The sequence below is a fragment of the Fictibacillus sp. NRS-1165 genome (assembly GCF_050468105.1).
GTDB classification, from domain to species: domain Bacteria; phylum Bacillota; class Bacilli; order Bacillales; family Fictibacillaceae; genus Fictibacillus_C; species Fictibacillus_C terrinigri.
This window is the reverse complement of sequence record NZ_JBDPNU010000137.1, coordinates 1-1,175: the sequence shown is the minus strand read 5'-3', so window position 1 is coordinate 1,175 and position 1,175 is coordinate 1. Positions and strand designations below refer to the sequence as shown.

1 protein-coding gene and 1 pseudogene are annotated in these 1,175 nt (G+C 38.9%); both read left to right on the top strand.

The features are described 5' to 3' along the window. Positions 1-196: 196 nt before the first annotated feature. The gene (locus tag ABHN01_RS25110) at positions 197-340 is read left to right on the top strand and encodes a hypothetical protein (protein WP_290400505.1); all 144 of its coding nucleotides are present in this window, start codon (positions 197-199) and stop codon (positions 338-340) included. 170 nt (positions 341-510) lie between these two features. Further along, positions 511-1,069, top strand: a pseudogene (locus ABHN01_RS25105) (spore germination protein). Positions 1,070-1,175: the final 106 nt, after the last annotated feature.

Sequence of the window (1,175 nt, the reverse complement as noted above, 5' to 3'; positions counted from 1 at the left end):
CATAAGCCAGAGTATCACATGCTCGTTTACGCCCTGGCTGATGAAATCATAAATCGCCTTGTTGGATATGCAGATACCCTGTTGTCCGTTCATTCTGGTCAGAATTCCTACCAGGCTGAATGTATCGAAAATGACCCATCCCCATAAAAATCTGCAGTTGAAAAGACTTGAAATTAACCCGTAGGAGATCAATCTTATGAAAGAAAAATGTTTTTATTGTGACCATGAATTCGAAGAAGGAAAACACTATACCGTTTCATTTTTAAGAGATGGTGATGAACAAATGGAACCATTATGTGCGGTTTGCTACACTGAATGGCTAGAAGGTATTAAAGAATAGCCAACTTCATTGGGGTTATGGCCATTGTTCTCTCCCGATCACACCTCAGCTGCCTCCCCTCATTCGTAAATTATTCCAATTTCCTGGTTCAACGGATCATTATGCCCATAAGTATCTATCGATAACAAATGGTAATAATGGTGAGTAAAAACGTGTAGAAAGAGGAATTTATGGATTTTTTTAAAAATTCCAAACCCACTGTTGATGCTAAGGATTATATTCCATCAGTAAAAGATATAAAAGAAAATAAAAAATTGGTGTCTTCCATTTTTCATGAGACAAGCGATTTCAAAACAAGAGAGCTTCTTTTCGTGAAACAGAAAGCAATGATTTTGTATTTGGAATCTATGATTGATGTCGAAAAGATACAAAAAGAGGTAATCACACCTCTAACATGCCCTGAGAAAAAAGAAACCCTTTCCAACATCCTTACGTCTCTGGATATGAAGTCAACCAATAATATAAAAGATGCAGAGAAAGGACTTAGACCGGGCGATTCTGGAGCCTGCCAACGAAAAAGTGGTACGCGGAAGCCATGACGGTTTTGTTGGCGATACAGGTACCAATATTTATCTTCTGCGTAGAAGAATGGCAGATAGTGACTTGGTCATCAGATCATATAAAGCAGGACGCCGATCCCATACTGAGCTTTCGCTGGTCTATATGAAAAGTCTGGCAGATCCGGGTTTAATCGAGGAAATAGAGAAACGGACCACGATTGACGTTTAAGCTTTCAGATAAACATCAAAATTCCCCAAAAAACTATCTTACGATGGGCGTCCAAAAAATCATTAGAAAAATGGATGTAAAGGTCGCCTCTCGCTCTAAAGTGTCC